The 21,358-nt window shown below is 73.7% G+C and carries 20 protein-coding genes; 9 read left to right on the top strand and 11 right to left on the bottom strand.

Annotation, left to right across the window (positions count from 1 at the left end; genetic code table 11):
• Positions 1-27: 27 nt before the first annotated feature.
• Positions 28-687: a TetR/AcrR family transcriptional regulator gene (locus tag D7223_RS03780; protein WP_120724784.1), complete on the bottom strand. Its 660-nt coding sequence runs from the start codon at positions 685-687 to the stop codon at positions 28-30.
• A gap of 123 nt (positions 688-810) precedes the next feature.
• On the opposite strand from D7223_RS03780, the gene D7223_RS03775 reads away from it, so the two are divergent.
• From D7223_RS03775 to D7223_RS03765, 3 genes are read left to right on the top strand one after another with little or no spacing between them, the layout of a single operon-like run.
• Positions 811-1,341 (top strand): DUF3558 domain-containing protein, encoded by a 531-nt coding sequence (locus D7223_RS03775; RefSeq protein ID WP_120724782.1) that lies wholly within the window; start codon positions 811-813, stop codon positions 1,339-1,341.
• 11 nt (positions 1,342-1,352) lie between these two features.
• Positions 1,353-1,883, top strand: a complete 531-nt coding sequence (locus tag D7223_RS03770; RefSeq protein ID WP_120724779.1) for a hypothetical protein — start codon at positions 1,353-1,355, stop codon at positions 1,881-1,883.
• Between the two features lie 58 nt (positions 1,884-1,941).
• On the top strand, positions 1,942-3,456 hold the full coding sequence (locus D7223_RS03765) for a hypothetical protein (protein WP_147252433.1): 1,515 nt from the start codon (positions 1,942-1,944) through the stop codon (positions 3,454-3,456).
• A 33-nt stretch (positions 3,457-3,489) separates the two neighbouring features.
• On the opposite strand, the gene D7223_RS03760 is transcribed toward D7223_RS03765, so the two are convergent.
• The 4 genes from D7223_RS03760 to nadA all read right to left on the bottom strand — a co-directional run bounded on the left by D7223_RS03760 (position 3,490) and on the right by nadA (position 11,403).
• Positions 3,490-7,542, bottom strand: a complete 4,053-nt coding sequence (locus tag D7223_RS03760; protein ID WP_120725732.1) for a WG repeat-containing protein — start codon at positions 7,540-7,542, stop codon at positions 3,490-3,492.
• A 421-nt stretch (positions 7,543-7,963) separates the two neighbouring features.
• Positions 7,964-8,563: a DUF3043 domain-containing protein gene (locus D7223_RS03755; protein WP_120724775.1), complete on the bottom strand. Its 600-nt coding sequence runs from the start codon at positions 8,561-8,563 to the stop codon at positions 7,964-7,966.
• A gap of 79 nt (positions 8,564-8,642) precedes the next feature.
• Positions 8,643-9,998: a UDP-N-acetylglucosamine 1-carboxyvinyltransferase gene (gene murA, locus D7223_RS03750; protein ID WP_120724772.1), complete on the bottom strand. Its 1,356-nt coding sequence runs from the start codon at positions 9,996-9,998 to the stop codon at positions 8,643-8,645.
• 205 nt (positions 9,999-10,203) lie between these two features.
• Complete coding sequence (nadA, locus tag D7223_RS03745; RefSeq protein ID WP_120725730.1) at positions 10,204-11,403, bottom strand: quinolinate synthase NadA; 1,200 nt, start codon at positions 11,401-11,403, stop codon at positions 10,204-10,206.
• Between the two features lie 68 nt (positions 11,404-11,471).
• Between nadA and D7223_RS03740 the strand changes: the two genes are divergently transcribed.
• The 3 genes from D7223_RS03740 to D7223_RS03730 all read left to right on the top strand — a co-directional run bounded on the left by D7223_RS03740 (position 11,472) and on the right by D7223_RS03730 (position 14,339).
• Positions 11,472-12,611 (top strand): glycerate kinase family protein, encoded by a 1,140-nt coding sequence (locus tag D7223_RS03740; protein WP_120724770.1) that lies wholly within the window; start codon positions 11,472-11,474, stop codon positions 12,609-12,611.
• Positions 12,612-12,793: 182 nt separating this feature from the next.
• Positions 12,794-13,162: an iron-sulfur cluster insertion protein ErpA gene (gene erpA / locus D7223_RS03735; RefSeq protein ID WP_120724768.1), complete on the top strand. Its 369-nt coding sequence runs from the start codon at positions 12,794-12,796 to the stop codon at positions 13,160-13,162.
• A gap of 199 nt (positions 13,163-13,361) precedes the next feature.
• Positions 13,362-14,339, top strand: a complete 978-nt coding sequence (locus D7223_RS03730; RefSeq protein WP_120724766.1) for a carbohydrate kinase family protein — start codon at positions 13,362-13,364, stop codon at positions 14,337-14,339.
• A 19-nt stretch (positions 14,340-14,358) separates the two neighbouring features.
• Here D7223_RS03730 and D7223_RS03725 read toward each other — a convergent pair whose 3' ends face one another.
• Both D7223_RS03725 and D7223_RS03720 read right to left on the bottom strand, forming a co-directional pair.
• Complete coding sequence (locus D7223_RS03725; RefSeq protein ID WP_120724763.1) at positions 14,359-14,592, bottom strand: sulfurtransferase TusA family protein; 234 nt, start codon at positions 14,590-14,592, stop codon at positions 14,359-14,361.
• Entirely contained in the window at positions 14,589-15,740 is a 1,152-nt protein-coding gene (locus D7223_RS03720) for a cysteine desulfurase family protein (RefSeq protein ID WP_120724761.1), read from the bottom strand. The genes D7223_RS03725 and D7223_RS03720 overlap by 4 nt, the downstream gene beginning before the upstream one ends.
• A 257-nt stretch (positions 15,741-15,997) precedes the next feature.
• Between D7223_RS03720 and ctaC the strand changes: the two genes are divergently transcribed.
• Together ctaC and D7223_RS03710 are read left to right on the top strand one after the other, a co-directional pair.
• A complete protein-coding gene (gene ctaC, locus D7223_RS03715; protein ID WP_120724759.1) occupies positions 15,998-16,969 on the top strand; it encodes an aa3-type cytochrome oxidase subunit II in 972 nt (323 codons plus the stop codon).
• A gap of 10 nt (positions 16,970-16,979) precedes the next feature.
• A complete protein-coding gene (locus D7223_RS03710) occupies positions 16,980-17,408 on the top strand; it encodes a cytochrome c oxidase subunit 4 (RefSeq protein ID WP_120724757.1) in 429 nt (142 codons plus the stop codon).
• Between the two features lie 146 nt (positions 17,409-17,554).
• Here D7223_RS03710 and D7223_RS03705 read toward each other — a convergent pair whose 3' ends face one another.
• The 4 genes from D7223_RS03705 to D7223_RS03690 form a co-directional block, all read right to left on the bottom strand.
• Positions 17,555-17,767 (bottom strand): hypothetical protein, encoded by a 213-nt coding sequence (locus tag D7223_RS03705; protein ID WP_120724755.1) that lies wholly within the window; start codon positions 17,765-17,767, stop codon positions 17,555-17,557.
• Positions 17,768-18,079: 312 nt separating this feature from the next.
• The gene (gene trpD, locus D7223_RS03700) at positions 18,080-19,126 is read right to left on the bottom strand and encodes an anthranilate phosphoribosyltransferase (RefSeq protein WP_120724753.1); all 1,047 of its coding nucleotides are present in this window, start codon (positions 19,124-19,126) and stop codon (positions 18,080-18,082) included.
• A gap of 74 nt (positions 19,127-19,200) precedes the next feature.
• Entirely contained in the window at positions 19,201-19,596 is a 396-nt protein-coding gene (locus D7223_RS03695; RefSeq protein WP_120724751.1) for a response regulator, read from the bottom strand.
• Between the two features lie 106 nt (positions 19,597-19,702).
• Positions 19,703-20,647: a cytochrome c oxidase assembly protein gene (locus D7223_RS03690; RefSeq protein ID WP_120724749.1), complete on the bottom strand. Its 945-nt coding sequence runs from the start codon at positions 20,645-20,647 to the stop codon at positions 19,703-19,705.
• 108 nt (positions 20,648-20,755) lie between these two features.
• On the opposite strand from D7223_RS03690, the gene ctaE reads away from it, so the two are divergent.
• Positions 20,756-21,355: an aa3-type cytochrome oxidase subunit III gene (gene ctaE / locus D7223_RS03685; protein ID WP_120724747.1), complete on the top strand. Its 600-nt coding sequence runs from the start codon at positions 20,756-20,758 to the stop codon at positions 21,353-21,355.
• The last annotated feature ends 3 nt before the right edge of the window (positions 21,356-21,358 follow it).

Below are 21,358 nucleotides of genomic sequence, written 5' to 3'. Positions count from 1 at the left end.
CCGGATCGGGAACGGACCCGCGGGCGGTCAGCCGGTCAGCAACGCGGCGCGCATCTGGGTGGCGAGCCAGGCCCGGAACTCCTCGGGCGTCCAGCCGGCGTGCAGCACCAACGCCGCGTAGTGGGCCGGGTCGTTGAAGAACCACACCACGTCGGCCGCGCGCTCGACGTCGTCGCCCTGGCGCAGTGGGTCGCCCAGCGAGCGGAGCCGCTCGACCACGGCGTACGCACCGAACCGACGGTTGCGCAGCAGCGTCGCCCAGACCTCGCCCACCTCGGGACCGGTGTCCGCGGCCCGACGCACCGTCTCGAAGATCGCCGCTGTCCGGCCGCCGATCAGCATGCAGACGTCGGCGTACGCGTCGATCACCCCCGACTGTGTGTCGGCCTCCCGCACCGGTCGGTACCACGGTCGTTCGGCCACCGGCACCGGCGCGTCGTCGCCGGCCAGCGCCTCGTCCAGCACCTGGCGCAGCAGGGCCGGCTTGGTGCCGAAGGCGGCGGTCACGGTGGGGCGGGCCACCCCGGCGGCGGCGGCGACGTCGGCCAGCGACGTGGCGGTGTAGCCGTTGGCCACGAAGAGCTTGGTCGCGGCGGCGACCAACGCGCGACGGGTACGGCGGGCGTTCTCCTCGCGCACCGGGGAGTGGTAGCGCCGAGTCGGTTTTGTGCTCTTGACGTCAGCCATGACTCAGCCATAATAGCAGTCTAATGGTTATAACGCTGGCCATCGAAAATGCACGCTGCTATCCAAAGTCAAAGTGTGTATCGAACATGCGGCTGTCCATCGAATTTGGAAGGAGGTCGGCCCATGGCGGCTCCGCGGCTCCGCCTTCACCTGGCTTGCCTGGCCGTGGCCGTGGGCCTGACCGGCTGCCTGCGCGACGCCGACGCTCCGGCCGTCAGCGAACCGCGCCCGCCAGGCACCCGCGTCGCGGCATCCGAGACCCCACAGGACGGCGAGCCGGCGGCCCCCGGGCCGGCGGATCCGTGCACGCTGCTGACCGACGAGGAGGCCGAGCGGCTGGCCGGCACCCCGTTGCGTGCCCCGGTCCTCGCCCGGCAGACCTGCACCCGGACCGGGCCGGTGACCGGCCCGACCGCACAGGTGGAGGTCTTCGTCGGTGACGGCGCCAAGAAGTTCCTGGACATCCAGCGCGGCCTCGGGCACGAGCTGCGGAGCGTGCCCGGGATCGGCGACGAGTGCCTCGCCGACGAATCGGTGATCTTCGTACGCCGGGGCGAGGTATGGGCGTCCGTCCGCCTGGTCCGCCTCATCGATCCCGCCCGGAAGGCCGAACCGCTCGTCGAGGCGGCCCGCGCCGTGGCCACCCGCATCTGAGAGGAACCACCATGCGACCACTACGTCATCGCGTCGCCCAGCTCCTGCTCGTGCCCGTGACCGTCGTCGGCCTGCTGGGGGCGGTCGGCTGTGGGTCGTCCGATCCCGCACCGCCGCCCGACCGGGTGGACACGGATGCGGCCGGGGACGCGGACTCGGCCGGGGCCGTCGCCGGGCCGCCGTCCTGCCCGTTCACCGCCGAGCAGGTGTCCACGATCGTCGGGCAGCCGATGGTCGGCGAGGGAAGTTGCCTGTTCAGCGACGGCAAGGGCGTCGCCAGTCTCACCGTCGAAACGGCGTCGAAGATCGCCGGTAGCGGCACCTTCACCTACAAACGGGACCAGGCGGCCCAGCGGTACGACCAGGTCGACGACCTCGACCAGGGCGACATGGCGTACGTCGCCGTGAAGGACATCGAGGGCGAAGCCGTCCTGGTCGACTCCACCGGCGCGTACACCCTGATCATGAGCAGCTTCACCCGGCTCGACCCGGCCGGCTACGGGCAGACCCTGCGCCGGCTGCTCGACGCCATCGGCGGCTGAGCGGCGGCGACGCGACGTGAACTGCCCGGCCCGCTGGCGACCACGAGGTGCAACCGTCGTGCGAACTCCGACCGTGACCCGGCTCGGCGCGCTCGCCGTGGTCGTGACGCTGCTTGTGGGCGCTGCGGGGTGCGCTCCTCGATCCGGCGGCGGCGATGCCGGGCAGGATCCCTTCAGCGACGCCGCGCTGCGGCACGGACTGCCGCTGCTGCCCTCCCCGGAGGTCACCCTCCAGCCCGACGTGGTCGTCGTCGGTGGGGGAGGCGATTCGATCAGGTCGGTCACCGCCGACGGCCTGACCTGGCGCATCGACCCCGAGGCGGACCGCGCCGACGAACTCGCCCCCGGCAAGGTCATGTTCGTCACCGGCCGCAGCGTCGGTCGGGTGCTGGACGTGCGCCGTGCCGACCAGGACCTGGCGGTGACCGTCGGACCGGTCGACGTGACCGAGGTGATCCGCGACGGCACCCTCGCGCGACAGGGGATGAGCCTCGACGCCCCCGTCGCCTACCCGGCGGGCGAGCCGTTCTGGGCCGACCCGGCGGAGGACGGGGGCACCGGCGGCGGCCTGACCGTCCCGCCCGGCCGGTTCGGCCGCAGCACCCCGGCCACCGGTGCCATCCGGCCGGCGACGGCAGGGCAGCCGGCCACCCCGGACCATCCGGCGGCCAAACGGCCGGACCGGCCACCGCCGATCCGGGGCGGGGGCGGGGTCGAGACCCGGTCGGGCCGCTACGCGGTCTTCGCCTCCTGCTGCACCGACGGGGTGGGCGCCCACTTCCGGTACGCCGACGGCGGAACCGCGCTCACCGGCACCGTGACGCTCACCTTCAACCGGCCCTCGGCGGACTTCCACCTGGAACTCCGGGGCGGGTCGGTCGACCGGGCCGAACTGGAGATCACCGGCGGCTTCGGGATCAAGGTCGACGTCAAGGCCGGTACGGAGAGCGGCCGGAACATCGAGGCCGAGTTCCCGGTCGGGGCCGAATTCTCCTTCCCCATCGCCCAGGTGCTCGGGGTGCCGATCACGTTCACCATCGGCCAGTCGCTGCGGATCTCCTCGGCGTTCGGCGCCAAGCTCGGCACCGTCGAGGGGTCGGGGGAGTTCTCCCTCGCGTCGAGCCTCGGCTACGGGTACGCGAACGGGTCGTTCGGACCCCGGGTGAGCATCGAGTTCGCCCGGAAGAAGAGCCTGGTCAACTCGCTGACCGGGGTGCCGGTCGGGGTAATGGGCATGCTGCTGGAACACCGCGTCAAGTTCACCGTCGGATTCAGTGCCCTCGTCCTGAGCGCCGGCGTCTACTTCGAACTCGCCACCCGCTACGGCATGACGATCGGCTCGGCGCTCGGTGCCCCCTACGCGCTCTGCCGCGGCGTCGGCCTCGGCATCACCGCGCGGTTCGGGATCGGCTACACCATCCTGGAACCGGTGGCCAAGGCGATCAACCGCTTCCTCAGCCTGTTCGACCTCCCCTCGATCAAGACGTCGGGCGGGATCGGGCGGAGCGCGAAGGTGTACGCCAACGAGGAGGTCATCCCGGACGTCGCGACCTGCGGACGCGCCCCGAGCTGACGGCCGTCGCCGGCCGGGATCGCGCCCGTCGCCTCAGAGCACCGGGTTGGTGTCGGTGAGCAGCCGGTCGATCTCGGCGACCACGTCGTCCGGGTTGCGGTGCACCGGGTCGATCAGCGGCTCGCCGCGCCGGTCCAGCGCACCCCAGCGCCCGGCGCCGTCACCGGTGAGGAACGCCACCGGGTGGACCACCAGCACCGGGTGGACCGGCGGCACGAGCACCGTCCCGGTCCGGTCCACCACACCCCGCCGGCCGGCCACGTCGATCACCGCCAGGCCCTCGTCGGTGAACCCGTCCACGTAGCGGCCGTCGGACAGCGTGGTCGCGAACCCGTGGTAGCGGGTGGACACCACGATCCGGCCGGTGCGGTCCACCGCGCCCCAGCCCTCCCGGCGTACCGCGGCCAGGCCGCGCCGGAACGGTCGCACGTCGGCGAAGCCCGGCGGCACGGCGATCTCGCCGGTGGTGTCGACCGCGCACCAGCCGCCGGGCTCGCCGTGCGACACCCAGGCCAGGCCGTCGGAGAACGACCGGACGACGCGGTACGTCGGCGCCACCACCGTCTCGCCGACCAGGTCGATCAGCGCCCACCGGTCGCCGTCGGGCGGGCGCACCCACGCCACCCCGTCGTGGAACGGCTGCACCTCCGCGTACCGACCGGGCACCACCATCTCGCCGTCCGCGTCGGCGTAACCCCAGCGGTCGCCGTCGCGCGCCGGCACCGGGGGCCGCACCCGCTCCAGCACCTCGTCACGACCCCGGGGGTACGGCCCGAAGCCCCCCGCCGTGGCACGGTCGGCGACCGCGTCCAGGCTGGACCGGACCCGGGCGAGCAACTCGGGGTCCGCGGCGCCGCGCAGGTCCAGCGCCCGCTCGAAGTGGTCGCACGCCTCGATCAGCCGGCCCTGGTCGAAGCAGCACCGTCCGGCGTGCTCGTGCAGCGCCGCCCGCAGCCGGTCGGGCAGCTCGTCGGAGTTGGCGTGGGCGAACAGCCGGTCCGCCTCGGCGTACTCACCGCGCCAGCGCAACACGTGTGCCAGCCGGGCCTGGGCCAGCGACGTCCGGCGTAGCTCCCCGGTCGCCTCCGCGTAGGTGAGCGCGAGCCGCCCGTCGGCGAGCGCGTCGTCCAGGTCGCCGACGATCCGGGACACCACCGCCCGCAGGCTCAGCAGCCGCGCCCGGGACCGGTTGTCCACGGCGCTGCCCAGCTTCTCGGTCAGCCGGCGTCGGACGACCCGGAAGTCCTCCGGCTCCTCGACCACCTCACGCAGGGTCGTCGGATCGAGCCGCCACGGGTAGCCGGCCAGCACCTGCTCGGGATCGTCCCGGACCGGATCCGGCCGACCGGCCCTCTCCGGCGATCTTGCACTTTCGGTCGCGGGAACATGGCTCTCGTCCGCGCTGGTGTCGACAGAAAGTGCGAGATCGCGCGGGGCGGGCGCCGCGGTCAACGACGGCGGGGCGGAGACCGGTCGGGGGGCGTCGGCGTTCCGGTGCTCGTTCGGCACCGCGGTGTGCCGAGGGCCGGCGTCCGGCGGAGTGGACCCCGGACGATCCGCCGACGCGTGTGCCGCGTCCTCGTCGGTGGGCGCCTCCTCCGCCGGCGGATCCGTGAGGGTGTGGGTCGGGGCGGCGGCCAGCGGCGGCGCGGACACCGGTCGGTCCGGTGGCGTGGACGTGGGGTGGGCCGGCGGCGCGGAGATCGGGGCGGCCGGTGGGGCGGAGGTCGGGGCGGCCGGTGGGGCGGGGATCGGGGCGGCCGGTGGGGTGGACTCGGGGTGCTCTGGTGGCGCGGACGTCGGATAGGCCGGTGGGGCGGACACCGGGGTGTCCAGCGCCGCGGGTGTCGAGTCGGTGGTGGGCATCGGCGGCGGGTGGTCCGGTGGCGCGGACGTCGCCTCGGCCGGTGCGGCGGAGACCGGGGCGGCCGGTGGGGTGGACTCGGGGTGCTCCGGTGGCGCGGACGTCGGATAGGCCGGTGGGGTGGACGGCGCTCCGGGTGTCGAGTCGGTGATGGGCATCGGCGGCGGGTAGGCCGGTGGCGCGGCCGACGCCTCGGCCGGTGCGGCGGAGACCGGGACGGCTGGCGGGGCGGAGACCGGGGCGGCCGGCGGGCCCGAGACCGGGTCGGCCGACCACGAAGGGTCGGACGGCGGGGCGGAGACCGGTGCGGCGGCCTCCGGAGTCCGTCCGCTGTCGGCCGGCGGAGGTCCCGTCGCATCCGGCGCGGGCGGGTGCTCCTCGGGGCGTACCGTCTCCGGCTCCTCGTCGGCCCCGGTGGGACGGGCGGGCCGGAACCAGGCGTCCGCGCTGCCCGGCGGGGTGGTCACCGGCGGCGGCGGGGTCGGTTCGGACGACGGCGGTGGGACGTACGGCCGGGGCAGGCCCGGTCCGGTCGGCGCCGGGGCGGCCGGGCTCTCGGCGGTCGGGGCGGTGGACGCGCCGTGCCGCGCGTCGGTCGGTGCCGGGTCGGCGGTGGGTGTTCCCTCGGTCGGCGCGGGGCGGAACTCCACGCGCAGCCGCGCGGCGGGCGGCCCGGACACCGGCTCGTCGGCCGGCGCGGGCCGGGCCGGGTCGCGGCGGCCGTCGGTGAGCTGGTCGTCCGCGCCCGGCGGTGGTGGTCGCAGCCGGTCGTGGACCGGCGGTCCGGAGACGGGGGCGGGGGTGGCCGGCGACACCGGCCGGTCGGGCACGACGGGCGGTCCGGACACCGGTGCCGGCGAGACCGGTGTGCCGGAGAGCGGTGCCGGCGAGACCGGCGTGGCTGGCTCGCGGGTCACCGGGCCGCGCGGGCGTTCGTCGTACCGCTGCGGTGGTGTCTGGTGCCGGGGCCGGTCGACGGGTTCGACCGGCCGCCGGTGCTCGGGGCGTCGGGCGGTATCCCCGTCGTAGGGGCGCACCGGGCCCGGCGGAGGCCAGGGCAGCCCGCCCTCGCGCGGGTCACGGGGCTGCTCCGGTGGGCGTGGCCGGCGGTCGGGGTACGTCTCGGCGCGGGCCGCCGCCTCGCGGGGTCGCCGGTACTCGTCCGGGTCGGTCCGGCGTCGGTCGCCCTCGTGCGGGGGCTGAGCCGGCCGGTCCCGCTCCGGCCACGAGCGGCGGTCGACGGGTACGCCGGGGGCGTCCGTCCGGTGGTGGTGGCCACCGGTCGGCCGCTGCCGATCGGCCGGCGGTGCCCACGGCCCCTGCGACGTCCGCCCCGGTCCGGGCGCGGACGGGTCCCGGAAGGCGTCGGACGTACGGTGCCACCGGTCGTCCGGTGTGCGGTCCCGGGCGTCGTCCGGGCCCTGGTCCGGGTGCCCGTCGGAGGTGCGTTCCCACCGGCCGTCGCCCGGCCGGTCCCACGGTGGGTCCGGCGCGCGGTCGCGGTGCTCCTCGGCGGCCCGCCCCCACGGGTAGCGCGGCCGGCGGGGCTCCTCGACCGGCTCGTGGCGTGCCGGGCCGTCCGCCGGCCGCCCGTAGCTGTCGGCGCGGCGTGGCCGGCCCTCGTCCGGTTCGGGCACCCAACCGGCCGCGGCGTAGCCGGTGGGGGAGACGGGTCGGTCGGACGCCGCCGGCTGGTGCCGGGGCGCACGGTGGTCCTGCCGGTCCCGGCCGTTGTCGCGGTGCCGCTGTTCGTCCACCGGCCGTCCCGGCGTGGACCGGTCCGTGGCGCCCCGCCCGTTGCGCGCGTCCGGCTCGGGCCGGCGGTAGTGGTCGTCCGAGCGGGCCGAGTCGCCGGCCGGCCGGCGGTACATCTCGTCCGGGTACCCCCGCCGGGCGGCACCGTCGTCCCGGGACGGGTGGCTGTCGGCGCGGGTCGGATGCCCGTCGTGCCGGCCGGTGGGGAGGTCCGGGCGTGGCCGGCCGTCGGGTTCGTCGTCCCAGGACCGGCCGAGGTAGGTCCCGTCCGGGCGGGTGGGCGCCAGCGGCGGCACCTCGGCCCGGCCCACGGCGGTCGCCCGGCTTCGGGGCGGCGGCGCGTGCGGTGTGCCGATGTCGCCCGGATAGCGCTGACCGGGGAACTGGGGATGCCACTCGTTGGTCGGCTCGACCACCCAGGACGGCTCGGCCGGGTCGTGCCACCGGTCGGCGTAGCCGCGGCTCATCCGGGTGGCCCGTCGCCACGGGCGGCGGTCGGCGCGGATCCGGGGCACCGGAGGCGAGCGGGACCGGCGGAGGCGCCGGAGGGCGTCCGCTCGTTCACGGCCGCGCCCCGGTGGTCGGCTCGCGTCCGCTCGCTCACGGCGATGTCACCTCTTGCCAGTTGTCCTGCCGAACGCCCCGCGCGCGCCGGTGGTCCGACCCGTCCGGCACGTCGTGGGCTGCGGATGGAGGGTAGCGGCGTGGGCTCGCTCACCGCCACTGTGCCTCGGCACACCCGGCAAACGTTGTCCCCACTGTCGGGCATTTAACCCTATGACCGAATCGGGCCGCCAGTGCTGAATGTGCGAAAGGGTCCCCACGCGCCGCACGGGCGAGCGGGGACCCTTCGGGACGAGTGTGCCGCCGGGGTGCCGGCGGTCGGGATCAGACCGCCTCGCCGATGGCGACGCGCGGTGCCGGGGCCCGCATCTTGCGGAAGGTGATGGATCGCATGATCGCGTAGAGGTAGAGGGAACCCATCCGCTGACCGGTGTTGGGGAAGCGCTCCCGGACCAGCTTCTTGATCTTCCGGCAGATCAGCACCGAGTCCACCACCACGCCGAGCGCCAGGGCGCCCCACACCAGGTTGGAGGCCAACTGGATCGCCGGCGGCATCGCCGGGTTCGAGCCGATCAGCACCAGCAACGCCCCACCGAAGAACCAGGTGCCGACCGTACGCCGGGAGTCGACCACGTTGCGGGCCAGCAGCTTCTCCGGGCCACGGTCACGCGGCCCGCCCTCGCGCCGGAACTCCGCCGCCGACTCGGCGCGCAGCTGACGCCGGCGCTCCCGCTGCTCCTCCTTGGTCAGCGGCTTGGTGGAGCCGACGGGCCGCCGGCCGGCGACGGGACGCTTCGGCGTCTCGCGGCCCTTGGCCGGCGTGTAGCCCCGGGGGCGCGTGGAGGAGGACTCCTCGTCGGGCGTCACCGAGGTGACGGACTCGTCGACGAGGTCGGTTGACTTGCGGCGAAACAGCGACGGCACGCGGCAAGGGTAGCCAAACGTCGGCGCCCGGCGCACATCGCGGTGCGCCGGGGCGCCGACGGGGCGCGACTCCGGTGGGTCAGGGACGCTCGACGTGCGCGCCGAGGTCGGCGAGCTTGGCCTCGAAGTCCTCGTAGCCGCGGTTGATCAGATCGACGCCGTAGACCCGGGAGGTGCCCTCGGCGGCCAGGGCGGCGATCAGGTGGCTGAACCCGGCCCGCAGGTCGGGGATGACCAGGTCGGCGGCGTGCAGCTTGCTCGGCCCGGCGATCACCGCGGAGTGCTTGAAGTTGCGCCGGCCGAAACGGCACGGGGTGCCGCCCAGGCAGTCCCGGTAGACCTGGATGTTGGCGCCCATCTTGTTCAGCGCCTCGGTGTAGCCCAGCCGCTGCTCGTACACGGTCTCGTGGACGATCGACAGGCCGCGCGCCTGGGTCAGCGCCACCACCAGCGGCTGCTGCCAGTCGGTCATGAAGCCGGGGTGCACGTCGGTCTCCAGCGCGACGGCGTTCAGCTCGCCGCCCGGGTGCCAGAACCGGATGCCGCCCTCCTGGCCCGGGTCGCCGAGCTTCGGCGGGCGGGTGTCGGTGACCTCGTACTCGCCGCCGACCGAGCGGAAGATGTTCAGGAAGGTCATCATGTCGGCCTGCTGCGCGCCGAGCACCTCGACGTGACCGCGGGTGGCCAGTGCGGCGGCGGCCCAGCTCGCGGCCTCGATCCGGTCCGGGATCGGCCGGTGGGTGTAGCCGTGCAGCTTCGGCACGCCCTGGATCTCGATCACCCGGTCGGTGTGCACCTTGATGATCGCGCCCATCTTCTGCAGGATGCAGATGAGGTCGATGATCTCCGGCTCGACCGCCGCGTTGCGCAGCTCGGTGACGCCGTCGGCCATCACCGCGGTGAGCAGGACCTGCTCGGTGGCCCCCACACTCGGGTACGGCAGGGCGAACTTGGTGCCGTGCAGCCCGTTGGGCGCGGACAGGTGCAGGCCCTCGGGGCGCTTCTCCACCGTCGCGCCGAACTCGCGCAGCGCCTGGAGGTGGAAGTCGATCGGCCGGGGGCCGATGTGGCAGCCGCCGAGGTCGGGGATGAAGGCGTGCCCGAGCCGGTGCAGCAGCGGACCGCAGAACAGGATCGGGATCCGGCTGGAGCCCGCGTGCACGTTGATCTGGTCGGTGCTGGCGCTCTCCACGTTGGCGGGGTCGAAGACCAGCTCGCCGTCCTCGTCGCCGTCGGTGACCTTCACGCCGTGCAGACCGAGGAGCCCGCGGACCACCTCGACGTCCCGGATCTTCGGCACGTCGTAGAGCCGGCTCGGGGTGTCGCCCAGCAGGGCGGCGACCATCGCCTTCGAGACCAGGTTCTTCGCGCCGCGCACGCGGATCCGCCCTTCCAGCGGAGTACCTCCGTGTACGACCAGGACGTCCTCGGTCAACGCAACCTCCAGCGCGTCGGGTGGTGCCGTGTCGGTGGTGGGGCGAGCTGTCCAGCTACCCGGAACGGGGCGGCGGCAAAACGGCGCCGCGCGTCGCTCCGGCAGCATAGCCCTCGGTGACGAGAATGGACCCGGTCACATCGCCCTCGGCGGCATCAATCGGTGATCTGGCACTTTCTCGTACCAAGGGAACTACGGAGCGTGGTCAGCCCGCGGCCGGTGGCGGCGTGTCCGCGCCGGGCAGGGCGAGCATCTGGTCCAGCGCCACCCGAGCGTGGTGGGCGGTGTCCGGGTCGACGGTGATCTGGTTGACCACCCGGCCGGCCACCAGTTCCTCCAGGGCCCAGACCAGGTGCGGCAGGTCGATCCGGTTCATCGTCGAGCAGTAGCAGACCGCCTTGTCCAGGAACATGATCTGCTTGTCCGGGTGGGCCAGCGCCAGCCGGCGGACCAGGTTCAGTTCGGTGCCCACCGCCCACGCCGAGCCGGCCGGAGCCGCCTCGACGGCCTTGATGATGTATTCCGTCGAGCCGACGAAGTCAGCGGCGGTGACCACCTCGTGCCGGCACTCGGGGTGCACCAGCACGTTGACCCCCGGCACCCGCTCCCGCACGTCGTTCACGCTGTCCAGCGTGAACCGCCCGTGCACCGAGCAGTGCCCGCGCCACAGGATCATCTTCGCGTCGCGCAGCTGCTCCGGGGTGAGCCCGCCGTTCGGCTTGTGCGGGTCGTAGAGCACGCAGTCGTCCAGCGAGAGCCCCATCTCCAGCACGGCGGTGTTGCGGCCGAGGTGCTGGTCGGGCAGGAAGAACACCTTCGAGCCCTGCTCGTACGCCCAGTCCAGCGCGCGCCGGGCGTTGGACGAGGTGCAGACCACGCCGCCGTTGCGCCCGACGAAGCCCTTGATGTCGGCCGAGGAGTTCATGTAGGTCACCGGCACCGTCTGCGCGGCGATGCCCAGGTCGGTGAACAGGTCCCAGGCCTTCTCGACCTGCGACAGCACCGCCATGTCGGCCATCGAGCAACCGGCGGCCAGGTCCGGCAGGATCACCTTCTGCGCGTCCGAGGTGAGGATGTCCGCGCTCTCGGCCATGAAGTGCACGCCGCAGAAGACGATGTATTCGGCGTCCGGCCGGGCCGCCGCCTCCCGGGCCAGCTTGAACGAGTCACCGGTCACGTCGGCGAACTGGATCACCTCGTCGCGCTGGTAGTGGTGGCCCAGCACGAACACCGAGTCGCCCAGCGCCGCCTTCGCCGCCGCCGCCCGCGCCACCAGGTCCGGGTCGCTGGGCGCCGGCAGGTCACCCGGACACTCGACGCCACGCTCGGTGGCGGGGTCGCTGCCCCGGCCCAGCAGCAGCAGGGCGGTGGCGGTGTTGGAGGGTTCTACCCAGGTCGACGTCACGTACCCCATGGTCCCACAGCGCGGGCGCGGCGCAGCCTCCGCCGGTGTGGGCTGCCACACTGCACCGCATGCGCGTGCTGCTCTGTCCGGACAAGTTCGCCGGCACGTTGTCCGCCCCCGACGTGGCCGCCGCGGTCGCCGCCGGCTGGCGCACCGTGACCACCGGCGACGACCTGCTCATCCGCCCACTCGCCGACGGCGGGCCGGGGTTCCTCGACGTCCTCGCCGACGCGCTGGACGGCCGGCGCGTGCCGGTGCCGACGGTGGACCCGCGCGGGCGACCGGCGGCCGGTGAGATCCTGCTCACCGCCGACGGCGCGACCGCCTACCTGGAGAGCGCCCAGGCGTGCGGCCTGCACCTGCTCGCCGCCGAGGAGCGCGATCCGAAGGCCACCACGTCGTACGGGCTGGGACTGCTGGTCGCCGCCGCGGTGGAGCACGGCGCCCGGCAGGTGGTGATCGGGCTGGGCGGCTCCGCCACCAACGACGCCGGCGCCGGGATGCTCACCGCGCTCGGGGTCACCCCGCTGGACGACACCGGCGCGGCCCTGCCGTACGGGGGAGCGGCGCTGGCCGCGGCGGCCGCGCTGGACGGAGCCCCCCGGCTGCGCGGGGTCCGGCTGGTGGCCGCCACCGACGTGGACAACCCACTGCTCGGCCTGCACGGGGCGAGCAACGTCTTCGGCCCGCAGAAGGGCGCCGACCGGGCCGACGTGCTGCTGCTCGACGCCGCGTTGGAGCGGTTCGCCGCCGTCCTGGAACGGGACCTGCCCGGCTGTCCGCCGGGCCTCGGCGCGCTGCCCGGCGGAGGTGCGGCCGGCGGGCTCGGCGCGGCGATCCTGGCCCTCGGCGGTCAGTGCGAGTCGGGCATCGGCCTGGTGAACCGGGCGATCGGGCTCGACGCCGCGCTGGACGGCGTCGACCTGGTGATCACCGGCGAGGGGTCGTTCGACCACCAGTCACTGCGCGGCAAGGTGGTCGCCGGGGTGGCCGGGGCCGCCCGCGACCGGGGGGTGCCCTGCGTGGTGGTGGCCGGCCGGGTGAGCGCGGGACGCCGGGAGTCCGCCGCGGCCGGGGTGACCGAGGCGTACAGCCTGGTGGAGCACTTCGGCGGCGAGGAGCGCGGCGGCGTCGAGGCGGCCATGGGCCGGCCGGCCGAGGGGCTGCGGGCGCTGGGCACCCGGCTGGCCGGGCAGTGGAGTCGCTGACCGCCCGCACCGGTCGAAACCGGACCCGGGTGGAGCCGCCCGACCTGCGGCCCGGATCACGCCACCCGGGCCGTCGCGGCTGCGGCGGCGTACCATCGGGGGACGGACCACACCGGGAATACTGGGCGACGGGGAGCGTTGGCCAGTGCGTCCGGACCCATACCGCGCAGGGAGATATCCACGTGACCACGCCAGCGCAGACCGACTCGACCGAGGCCACGGCCCCCACGTCCATCGTCCTCACCGACGTCGCGGCGCAGAAGGTCAAGGCCCTGATCGAGCAGGAAGGCCGCGACGACCTGCGGCTCCGGGTCGCGGTGCAGCCGGGTGGCTGCTCCGGCCTGCGTTACCAGCTCTTCTTCGACGAGCGTTCGCTCGACGGTGACGTCGTCACCGACTTCGGCGGCGTCGGGGTCGTCGTCGACCGGATGAGCGCCCCCTACCTGGCCGGCGCCACCATCGACTTCGCCGACCGGATCGACGCCCAGGGCTTCACCATCGACAACCCCAACGCGGGCAGCTCCTGCGCCTGCGGCGACTCGTTCAGCTGAGTCGGCCGCTCGCCGGCCCGCACCGGACGAGCTGACAGAAACGGCGGGGCCGCCCCTCTCAAGGGGCGGCCCCGCCGCTCTGCCCGGGGGCTTTCCGGGAGGTGACGTCCGGATGTCCACCGGTCGACCGACCCGCGACCACACCTCGGATCGGCCCGGTAGGCTGACCGGCGCCGTGCTCCCGACCCCGAGGGCTGACATGAAGATCGCCGTGACCGGCTCGATCGCCACCGACCACCTGATGAGCTTCCCCGGCCGTTTCGCCGACCAGCTCATCGCCGACCAGCTGCACAAGGTGTCGCTGTCCTTCCTGGTCGACGACCTGGTGCTCCGGCGCGGCGGGGTGGCCGCCAACATCGCCTTCGGCATGGGCCAGCTGGGCCTGCGGCCGGTCCTGGTCGGCGCGGTCGGCGCGGACTTCGCCGACTACCGCTCCTGGTTGGAGCGGCACGGCGTGGACTGCGACTCGGTGCACATCAGCGAGGTGGCGCACACCGCGCGCTTCGTCTGCACCACCGACACCGACATGTGCCAGATCGCGTCCTTCTACGCGGGGGCGATGAGCGAGGCGCGCAACATCGAGCTGGAGCCGGTCGCCCGCCGCCTGGACGGCCTCGACCTGGTTGTCGTCGGCGCCAACGACCCGGCGGCGATGCTGCGGCACTCCGCCGAGTGCCGGGACCGGGGGTACGCCTTCGCGGCCGACCCGTCCCAGCAGCTCGCCCGGATGGACGGCGCGGACGTGGTCGGGCTGATCGAGGGCGCCGACTACCTGATGACCAACGACTACGAGAAGTCTCTCCTGCAGAGCAAGGCGGGCCTGAGCGACGCGCAGCTGCTCGACCTGGTCAAGGTGCGGGTCACCACGCTCGGCAAGGACGGCGTGGAGATCGCCGGGCGGGACCTCGACCCGATCCACGTGCCGATCGCGCGGGAGATCCGGGCGGTCGACCCGACCGGGGTCGGCGACGCCTTCCGGGCCGGTTTCTTCACCGCGCTGTCCTGGGGCCTCGGGCTGGAACGGGCCGCCCAGGTGGGGTCGCTGCTGGCCACGCTGGTGCTGGAGACCGTCGGCACCCAGGAGTACGAGGTGCGCCGCGACCTGTTCGTCAAGCGGCTCGCCGAGTCGTACGGCGACGTGGCCGCCGACGACGTTCGGGCGCACCTCACGACGTGACGCCGTACCGGCCCCGGGGTCAGTGCCGGCGGCGCACGTCGTAGCCGGGGCCGTCCGCGCCGGTGACCGTGCCGAGGAACTCCTGCCCCCGCATCCGACACCAGGCGGGGATGTCCACCGCCGCCGCCGGGTCGTCGGCCAGCACCCGCACCACCGACCCGACCGGTAGTTCGGGCAGCCGGCGGGCCGCCGCGATCACCGGCAGCGGGCACCGCTGACCCCGGCAGTCGAGCACCTCGTCGGGAAACGTCACAGCGCCGTCACCCCCGCCTCGGCACGCAGCTCCGCCACCACGCCCGGCAGCTCGGCCAGAAACCGCTCGACGTCGGCCTCGGTCGTCTCCCGGTGCAGGGAGACCCGCACGTTGCCGTGCGACAGCACCCCCATCGCCTCCAGCACGTGCGACGGGCGCAGCGTCGACGACGTGCACGACGAGCCCGAGGACACCGCGAACCCGCGCCGGTCCAGCGCGTGCAGCAACGCCTCGCCGTCGACGTACAGGCAGGAGAACGTCACCAGGTGCGGCAACCGGCGGTCCGGGTCACCCACCACCTCGACGTCCGGCACGTCCGCCGCCACCCGGGCCCGGATCCGGTCCACCAGCGGCGCGAGCCGGGCCGCCTCCGCCGCCGCGTCGGCCGCCGCCGCGCGCAGGCTCGCCGCCGCCGCCACCACCGCCGGCAGGTTCACCACCCCGGGCGTACGACCGGACTCCCGCTCGTCGGCAGGCCACGGCGACTCCCAGCGGGTGCCCTTGCGGACCACCAGCAACCCGACGCCCGGCGGGCCGCCCCACTTGTGCGCGCTGGCGGTGAGCACCGACCAGCCGGCGGGCACCGGCACGCGCCCCACCACCTGCGCGCCGTCCACGAACAGCGGTACCCCGACCTCGGCACACGCCTCAGCCGCCTCGGCCACCGGCTGGACGGTGCCGACCTCGTGGCTGGCGGCGATCAGCGCGGCGAGGGCCACGCCCGGCGCGCGTACCGCCGCCGACCACGCCGGCAGGTCGAGCCGGCCCAGCCGGTCCACCGGCACCGGCCCCACCGAACCGCCCTCGGCCACGTGCTTCTCCGCCGCGTGCAGCACCGCGGAGTGCTCGATCGCCGAGTGCACCAGCACCCGACCCACCCGACGCCGCCCCAGCAGGCCACCGAGCACGGCCGAATGCGCCGCCGCCGTACCGCTGGGGGTGAAGGACAGCTCGTCGGCACGGACACCGAGAGTGGCCGCGGCGGCCTCGCGCGCGGCGTCGAGGAGTTGCCGGGCCCGGCGGGCCTGGCCGTACAGCCGGGCGGGGTCGGCCCAGCCGTCGTCGAGCGCGGCCAGCAGGGCCTGCCGGGTGACCGGATGCGGTGGCGCGGCGGTGGCCGCGTCCAGGTAGACCGGGGACGCGCTCACGGTGCCCCTTCTGTTCGCGACTGCGGGGCTCGCAACCCCGGCTCGCTCCTCGCGCTCACGGAAGCCAACGTATCGTGCCGGTATGGCCATGATCCCCCCGATGGGGGCGGACAGTGACCCCACCACGGTCAGGCCCGTCATGGTCGAGTAATCTGCGACCGTCGGTGACGCCTTTGCCGCGGTGCTGCCGCCCCGCACGGCGGGGACCGGCAGAACGACGAAAAAGACACCGCGGCGCGCTAGGGAGGCAGGACCAGGTGGTCGCAAGGAGTTCGGAGGTACGGCCGTCGGCCGTGCGGCACAGCGCTTCCCCAGGAGCCGCCCGGCGCCGGGGGCGGGGTGCCGGTCGGCTCGCCGGGCTCGGTCTCGGCGGAGCGGCGCTGCTGGTCCTGCTCACGGGGTGCGACGTCGGAGCGGCGTTCGGCGGCTTCGGCTGGCCGCAGGGCGGCATCACGCCGGAAGCCAACCGCATGTACGACCTGTGGATCGCGTCGTGCATCGCCGCGCTCGCGGTCGGCGTCTTCGTGTGGGGCCTGATCTTCTGGTGTGTGGTGCGGTACCGCCGCCGGGGCGACGAACTGCCCGTGCAGACCCGCTACAACCTGCCGATGGAGTTCCTCTACACCATCGCGCCGATCCTGATCGTCTCGGTGCTCTTCTACTACACGGCGATCGTGCAGACCGACGTGGTACGCACCACCAAGAACCCCGACGTGACGGTCGAGGTGGTCGCCTTCAAGTGGAACTGGCAGTTCAACTACCGCGACGGCCAGGGCACCGAGGCCAACACCGTCGCCTCCGTGCTCGGCACCAGTGAGGTCATCCCGATCCTCGTGCTGCCGACCGACCGGTCCATCCGGTTCGAGGAGACCAGCCGCGACGTCATCCACTCGTTCTGGGTGCCGGAGATGCTGTTCAAGCGGGACGTCTTCCCCGGCAAGATCCGCAACGTGTTCGAGGTCTCCGAGCTGCAGACCGAGGGCGCCTACGTCGGCCGCTGCGCCGAGCTGTGCGGCAGCTACCACGCCTTCATGAACTTCGAGCTGCGCGTCGTCTCGCCGGAGCGGTACGACCAGTTCCTCGCCGCCAAGCGTGCCGGCCAGTCGACCCAGGACGCGCTGACCGCCATCGGCGAGGAGCCGTACGCGACGACGACCCGGCCGTTCGAGACCCGGCGCGACACCGCCAACTTCAACCCGGACAGCGCCTCCGCCGGCGCGGGAAACTGAGGGAGCGGGCATGAAGACCGAGTGGCGCATTTTCCTGGTCATCGCCGGGTTCCTGCTCTTCGCGACGTTCCTGTACGGCGGCTGGACCGCCGCGGACTCGGGCGGTCAGGTCGAGTGGGTCGGCACCGTCGCCCTGCTGCTGAGCTTCCTGCTGTGCACCATGTGCGGTGGCTTCTTCTGGTTCGTGTCCCGCCGGATCGACCTCCGCCCGGAGGACCGTCCGGACGGCGAGATCGCCGACGGCGCGGGCGAGATCGGCTTCTTCAGCCCGGGCAGCTACTGGCCGTTCGGTCTGGCGCTGGCCGCCTCCGTCGCCGGCTTCGGCCTGGTGTTCTGGCAGTTCTGGCTGCTGGGCCTCGGCCTGGTGGCGGTCATCCTGGCCGCCTGCGGCCTGCTCTTCGAGTACTACTCCGGCACCCGGCGCACCGCCGAGCACTGAGCCGCCGGATCCGCTCCGCACCGAGGCCCGCCCACCCTTCGGGGAGGCGGGCCTCGTCGTGTGCCCGGCCGGTTCACCGACGTCGTGCCCTGCCGGGGCGGGTTTGCGTGAGGCGGCGCGGCGGTGTGCGCCGGGGTGCGTTGCGGTCAGGCGGCGCGGCGGTGCGCCGGCGGGACCGGGCGACGCCGCGCGTCGGCCAGACGCGGAGCCGGGAACGCGAACGTGGCGATCAGCACGGCCACGCCGCAGCCGGTGCAGATGAGCTCGGGGCAGTCGGCGCCGTGATCGTCGACGCACGGTGGCGCCTCGAACGGCCGAACGCCCTCGCAGACCTCGCAGTGCAACTCGCGGCTCGACACGGGCGTCTCCTCTCGCTCCGGGGGCTCCCACCGGTCGCGACGGGAGCGGAAACTACTCACCTGTAGTTTCCCACCCGGGTCCGACAACCTTCCTCCGCCCCACTGCCCAGCAGGTGCGGCAGCCGGGGAGGGAAGCGTGCGTTCCGGAGTGGTGGAACGGGCTCCCGCATCGTGCCAGGAAACCTGGGAACAGGGCGCACCGGGAACAGGCGACGCCCGGGGTCGGGCGGTGTCCGGGGCCGTGCTGCGGCGGCGGTGGATGCGGTGCGGGTGCGGCGGCGGTGCGGGATGCGGCCGGTGGCCGGTGGCCGGTCAGGCGGTGCGGGCGACCTCGATCCACCGGTCGAGGGTCCGGGCGGCGGCACCGGAGTCGATCGACTCGGCGGCGCGGTCCAGGCCGGCCCGCAGGGCTTCGGTGAGGTCGCCGTCGAGCGGGCCCTGGGTGGCCAGCGCCGCGGCCGCGTTGACCAGGACCGCGTCGCGGACCGGGCCCTTGTCGCCGGCCAGCAGGCGCCGCACCACCTCCGCGTTGTACGCGGCGTCGCCGCCACGCAGGTCGGCCAGGGTGGCCCGGGGGATGCCGAGGTCCACCGCGTCGACCACGGCCTCGCGTACGGTGCCGTTCTGCGCCGCCCACACCCGGGTGGGCGCGGCGGTGGTGAACTCGTCCAGCCCGTCCTCGCCGCGCATCACCAGCACCGAGTCGCCCCGGGCGGCGAACACGCCGGCCATCACCGGGGCCATCCGGGCGTCGAAGCAGCCCACCGCGGCCGACCGGGGACGGGCCGGGTTGGTCAGTGGGCCGAGGAAGTTGAAGGCGGTGGGTACGCCCAGCTCGCGGCGGGTGGTGCCGGCGTGCCGCATGCCGGGGTGGAACCGGGCGGCGAAGCAGAAGCCGATCCCGGCCTCGGCCACGCAGCGGGCCACGCCCTCGGGGCCGAGATCGAGAGGTACGCCGAGGAACTCCAGCACGTCGGCGGTGCCGCAGGACGAGGACGCGGCCCGGTTGCCGTGCTTGACCACGCGGACACCGGCGCCGGCCACCACGAGGGAGGCCATCGTGGAGATGTTGACCGTGTGGGCGAGGTCACCGCCGGTGCCGACCACGTCCAGCGCGGTCGCGCGCAGCTCCGCCGGCAGGTCCACCAGGACGGCGTGGCCGAGCATCGCCTCCACCAGGCCGGCCAACTCGGCCGACGTCTCGCCCTTGGCCCGCAGTGCCACGGCGAAGCCGGCGATCTGGGCGGGGGCCGCCGACCCGGACATGATCTCGCCCATCGCCCAGGCGGTGTCGCCGGTGGAGAGTTCGTCGCCGCGCAGCAGCGCGGAGATGAGGTGCGGCCAGGTCCGATCGCCCATGACGGGCCTCCCGAGCGTAGGAGGTGTGGGTGGGGACGCACCCGGCGCCACGGTGTGGGGCCGGAGCGGGGACGTCAGGCGGGCGCGTGCGTACGCAGCAGCTCCGCCACCGTGTTGCCGGTGGTCACCGGGTCGAGGGGGTGCACCAGCGTGGCGTCGACCTCGGCGTAGGCCGCGAGCCATCGGTCGGCGGCGCGGGCGATCACCACGCAGGTCGGGGGGGCGTCGTCCCGGTCGTCCTTGATCTGCCGGGCGATGCCGATGCCACCGCCGGGGCTGGCCTCACCGTCGAGCAGCATCAGGTCGATCTCGTAGTCGTCGACCAGCCGGACGCACTCGGCGTAGGTCGACGCGTCGACGAACTCGATCCGGAGGCCGGGTGCGGGCCGGGTGCCGACGGCGAGCCGCATCCGGTCCCGGACCTGCGGGTCGTCGCTGTAGAGCAGGACGGTGCAAAGACGATCGCTCATGACGGAACTGGCTCCCACCTCGTAGCTGCCCGCTGATCGTACCGGTCGCTGTGACGTTGGTGACGTCGCGCCCGGCGCGGCGTCCGGGGCGTACCGTCGGCGCAGCTCAGGACGCGGCCTCCGCGGCGCGCTGGCGGGCCTCCTGGCGGTCCAGGTCGCGGTCGATCCGGCGGGCCTCGCGTTCGGCCTGGCGCATCCACTGCACGACCAGGACGGCCAGCATGGTGACACTGACCACCTCGCCGCCGGCCCAGAGGATGCCGCCGGCGACCACCTGGTCGGCCCACGGGTCGGCCCAGGTGAGGCCGAGCGAGGGGTACCAGTCGCCGCCGAAGAGCGTGCTGCTCTGCATGATGGTCAGCCCGAGCACGGTGTGGAACGGCACGGACAGCAGCATCAGCAGCGCGCGCCCCGGGTACGGCCAGCGGCCGGGCAGCGGGTCGAGGCCGAGCAGCGGCCAGAAGAACACGCAGCCGGTGAGGATGAAGTGCGCGTGCACCAGCTCGTGGGCCCAGGCGTGTTCCAGGGTGTAGCGGTACAGGTCGGTGAAGTAGAGCGCGAACGGGTTGACCACGAAGATGGTGAACGCCACCAGCGGGAAGGTGTAGACCCGGACGATCCGGCTGTGCACGACGGCCAACAGCCGCCGGCGGGGCCGCTGCGGCAGGGTGCGCAGCGCCAGCGTCATCGGCGCGCCCAGGGCGAGGAAGATCGGCGAGATCATCGACAGCACCATGTGCTGCACCATGTGCACCGACAGCAGCGCGGTGTCGTAGGCGTGCAGGCCGCTGACCGTGACCGCCGCGATGCCGCCCAGGCCGGGGCCGATGAAGAAGACGGTACGCGCGACCGGCCAGCGGTCGCCGCGGATCCGAAGCCGGTGCACCCCGTAGAGGTAGATCCCGGCGGCGAGCACCAGCCCGACGGCGAGCCAGCTGTCCAGCCGGGTCTCGGTGAACACCGAGGTGACGGTGAACGGCGGCGGCGTGGCCGCGGTCACCGTCGGCGCGGCGGCCGAGGTGGCGGCGGAGATCGGATCGACGTGCAGCACGCTTTTCAGCCTAGGCCAGGCGAACCGGACCACCCCGATCGGGCCGTGGATGCCACGGGTTTGCCACCCCGCTGATCGCGGGCCCCGGTCAGGGGCAATAATGACCGCGTGACTGCGGCCCCAGCCATTGACAAGAGCCGGATCCACTCCCTGACGCGTCCCAACATGGTCAGCGTCGGGACGATCGTGTGGCTCTCCAGCGAACTCATGTTCTTCGCGGCGCTGTTCGCGATGTACTTCTCCATCCGCGCCGCCGCGCCGGAGCAGTGGGCGGAGCACACCGTTCACCTGAACATCCCGTACGCGACGACGTTCACGGTGATCCTGGTGCTCTCGTCGGTGACCTGCCAGCTCGGCGTGTTCGCCGCCGAGAAGGGTGACGTGCACGCGCTGCGGCGCTGGTTCACGGTCACCTTCGTGATGGGCCTGATCTTCGTGCTCGGCCAGGTCAACGAGTACCGCGAGCTGGTGCACGCCGGCATCAAGATCAACGAAGACGGTTACGGGTCGATGTTCTACCTGACCACCGGCTTCCACGGCCTGCACGTGACCGGCGGTCTGATCGCGTTCATCATCTTCATGATCCGCACCACCATGGGCCGGTTCACCCCGGCCCAGGCGACCTCGGCCATCGTCGTGTCGTACTACTGGCACTTCGTCGACGTCGTGTGGATCGGCCTCTACGCCATGATCTACTGGCTTCAGTGATCT

The sequence above is a fragment of the Micromonospora endolithica genome (genome assembly GCF_003626595.1).
Classification (GTDB): Bacteria; Actinomycetota; Actinomycetes; order Mycobacteriales; family Micromonosporaceae; genus Micromonospora; species Micromonospora endolithica.
The sequence above is the reverse complement of the archived record's forward strand: the minus strand, read 5'-3'. Positions and strand labels throughout refer to the sequence as shown.

What these genes read in the sequence shown, in the direction of transcription:
- D7223_RS03770 (WP_120724779.1), top strand. Translation starts at nt 1,353, where the DNA reads ATGCGACCACTACGTCATCGCGTCGCCCAGCTCCTGCTCGTGCCCGTG.
- D7223_RS03780 (WP_120724784.1), bottom strand. Translation starts at nt 687, where the DNA reads ATGGCTGACGTCAAGAGCACAAAACCGACTCGGCGCTACCACTCCCCG.
- trpD (WP_120724753.1), bottom strand. Translation starts at nt 19,126, where the DNA reads ATGGGCGATCGGACCTGGCCGCACCTCATCTCCGCGCTGCTGCGCGGC.
- D7223_RS03760 (WP_120725732.1), bottom strand. Translation starts at nt 7,542, where the DNA reads ATGAGCCGCGGCTACGCCGACCGGTGGCACGACCCGGCCGAGCCGTCC.
- D7223_RS03695 (WP_120724751.1), bottom strand. Translation starts at nt 19,596, where the DNA reads ATGAGCGATCGTCTTTGCACCGTCCTGCTCTACAGCGACGACCCGCAG.
- D7223_RS03710 (WP_120724757.1), top strand. Translation starts at nt 16,980, where the DNA reads ATGAAGACCGAGTGGCGCATTTTCCTGGTCATCGCCGGGTTCCTGCTC.
- D7223_RS03730 (WP_120724766.1), top strand. Translation starts at nt 13,362, where the DNA reads ATGAAGATCGCCGTGACCGGCTCGATCGCCACCGACCACCTGATGAGC.
- D7223_RS03740 (WP_120724770.1), top strand. Translation starts at nt 11,472, where the DNA reads ATGCGCGTGCTGCTCTGTCCGGACAAGTTCGCCGGCACGTTGTCCGCC.
- D7223_RS03775 (WP_120724782.1), top strand. Translation starts at nt 811, where the DNA reads ATGGCGGCTCCGCGGCTCCGCCTTCACCTGGCTTGCCTGGCCGTGGCC.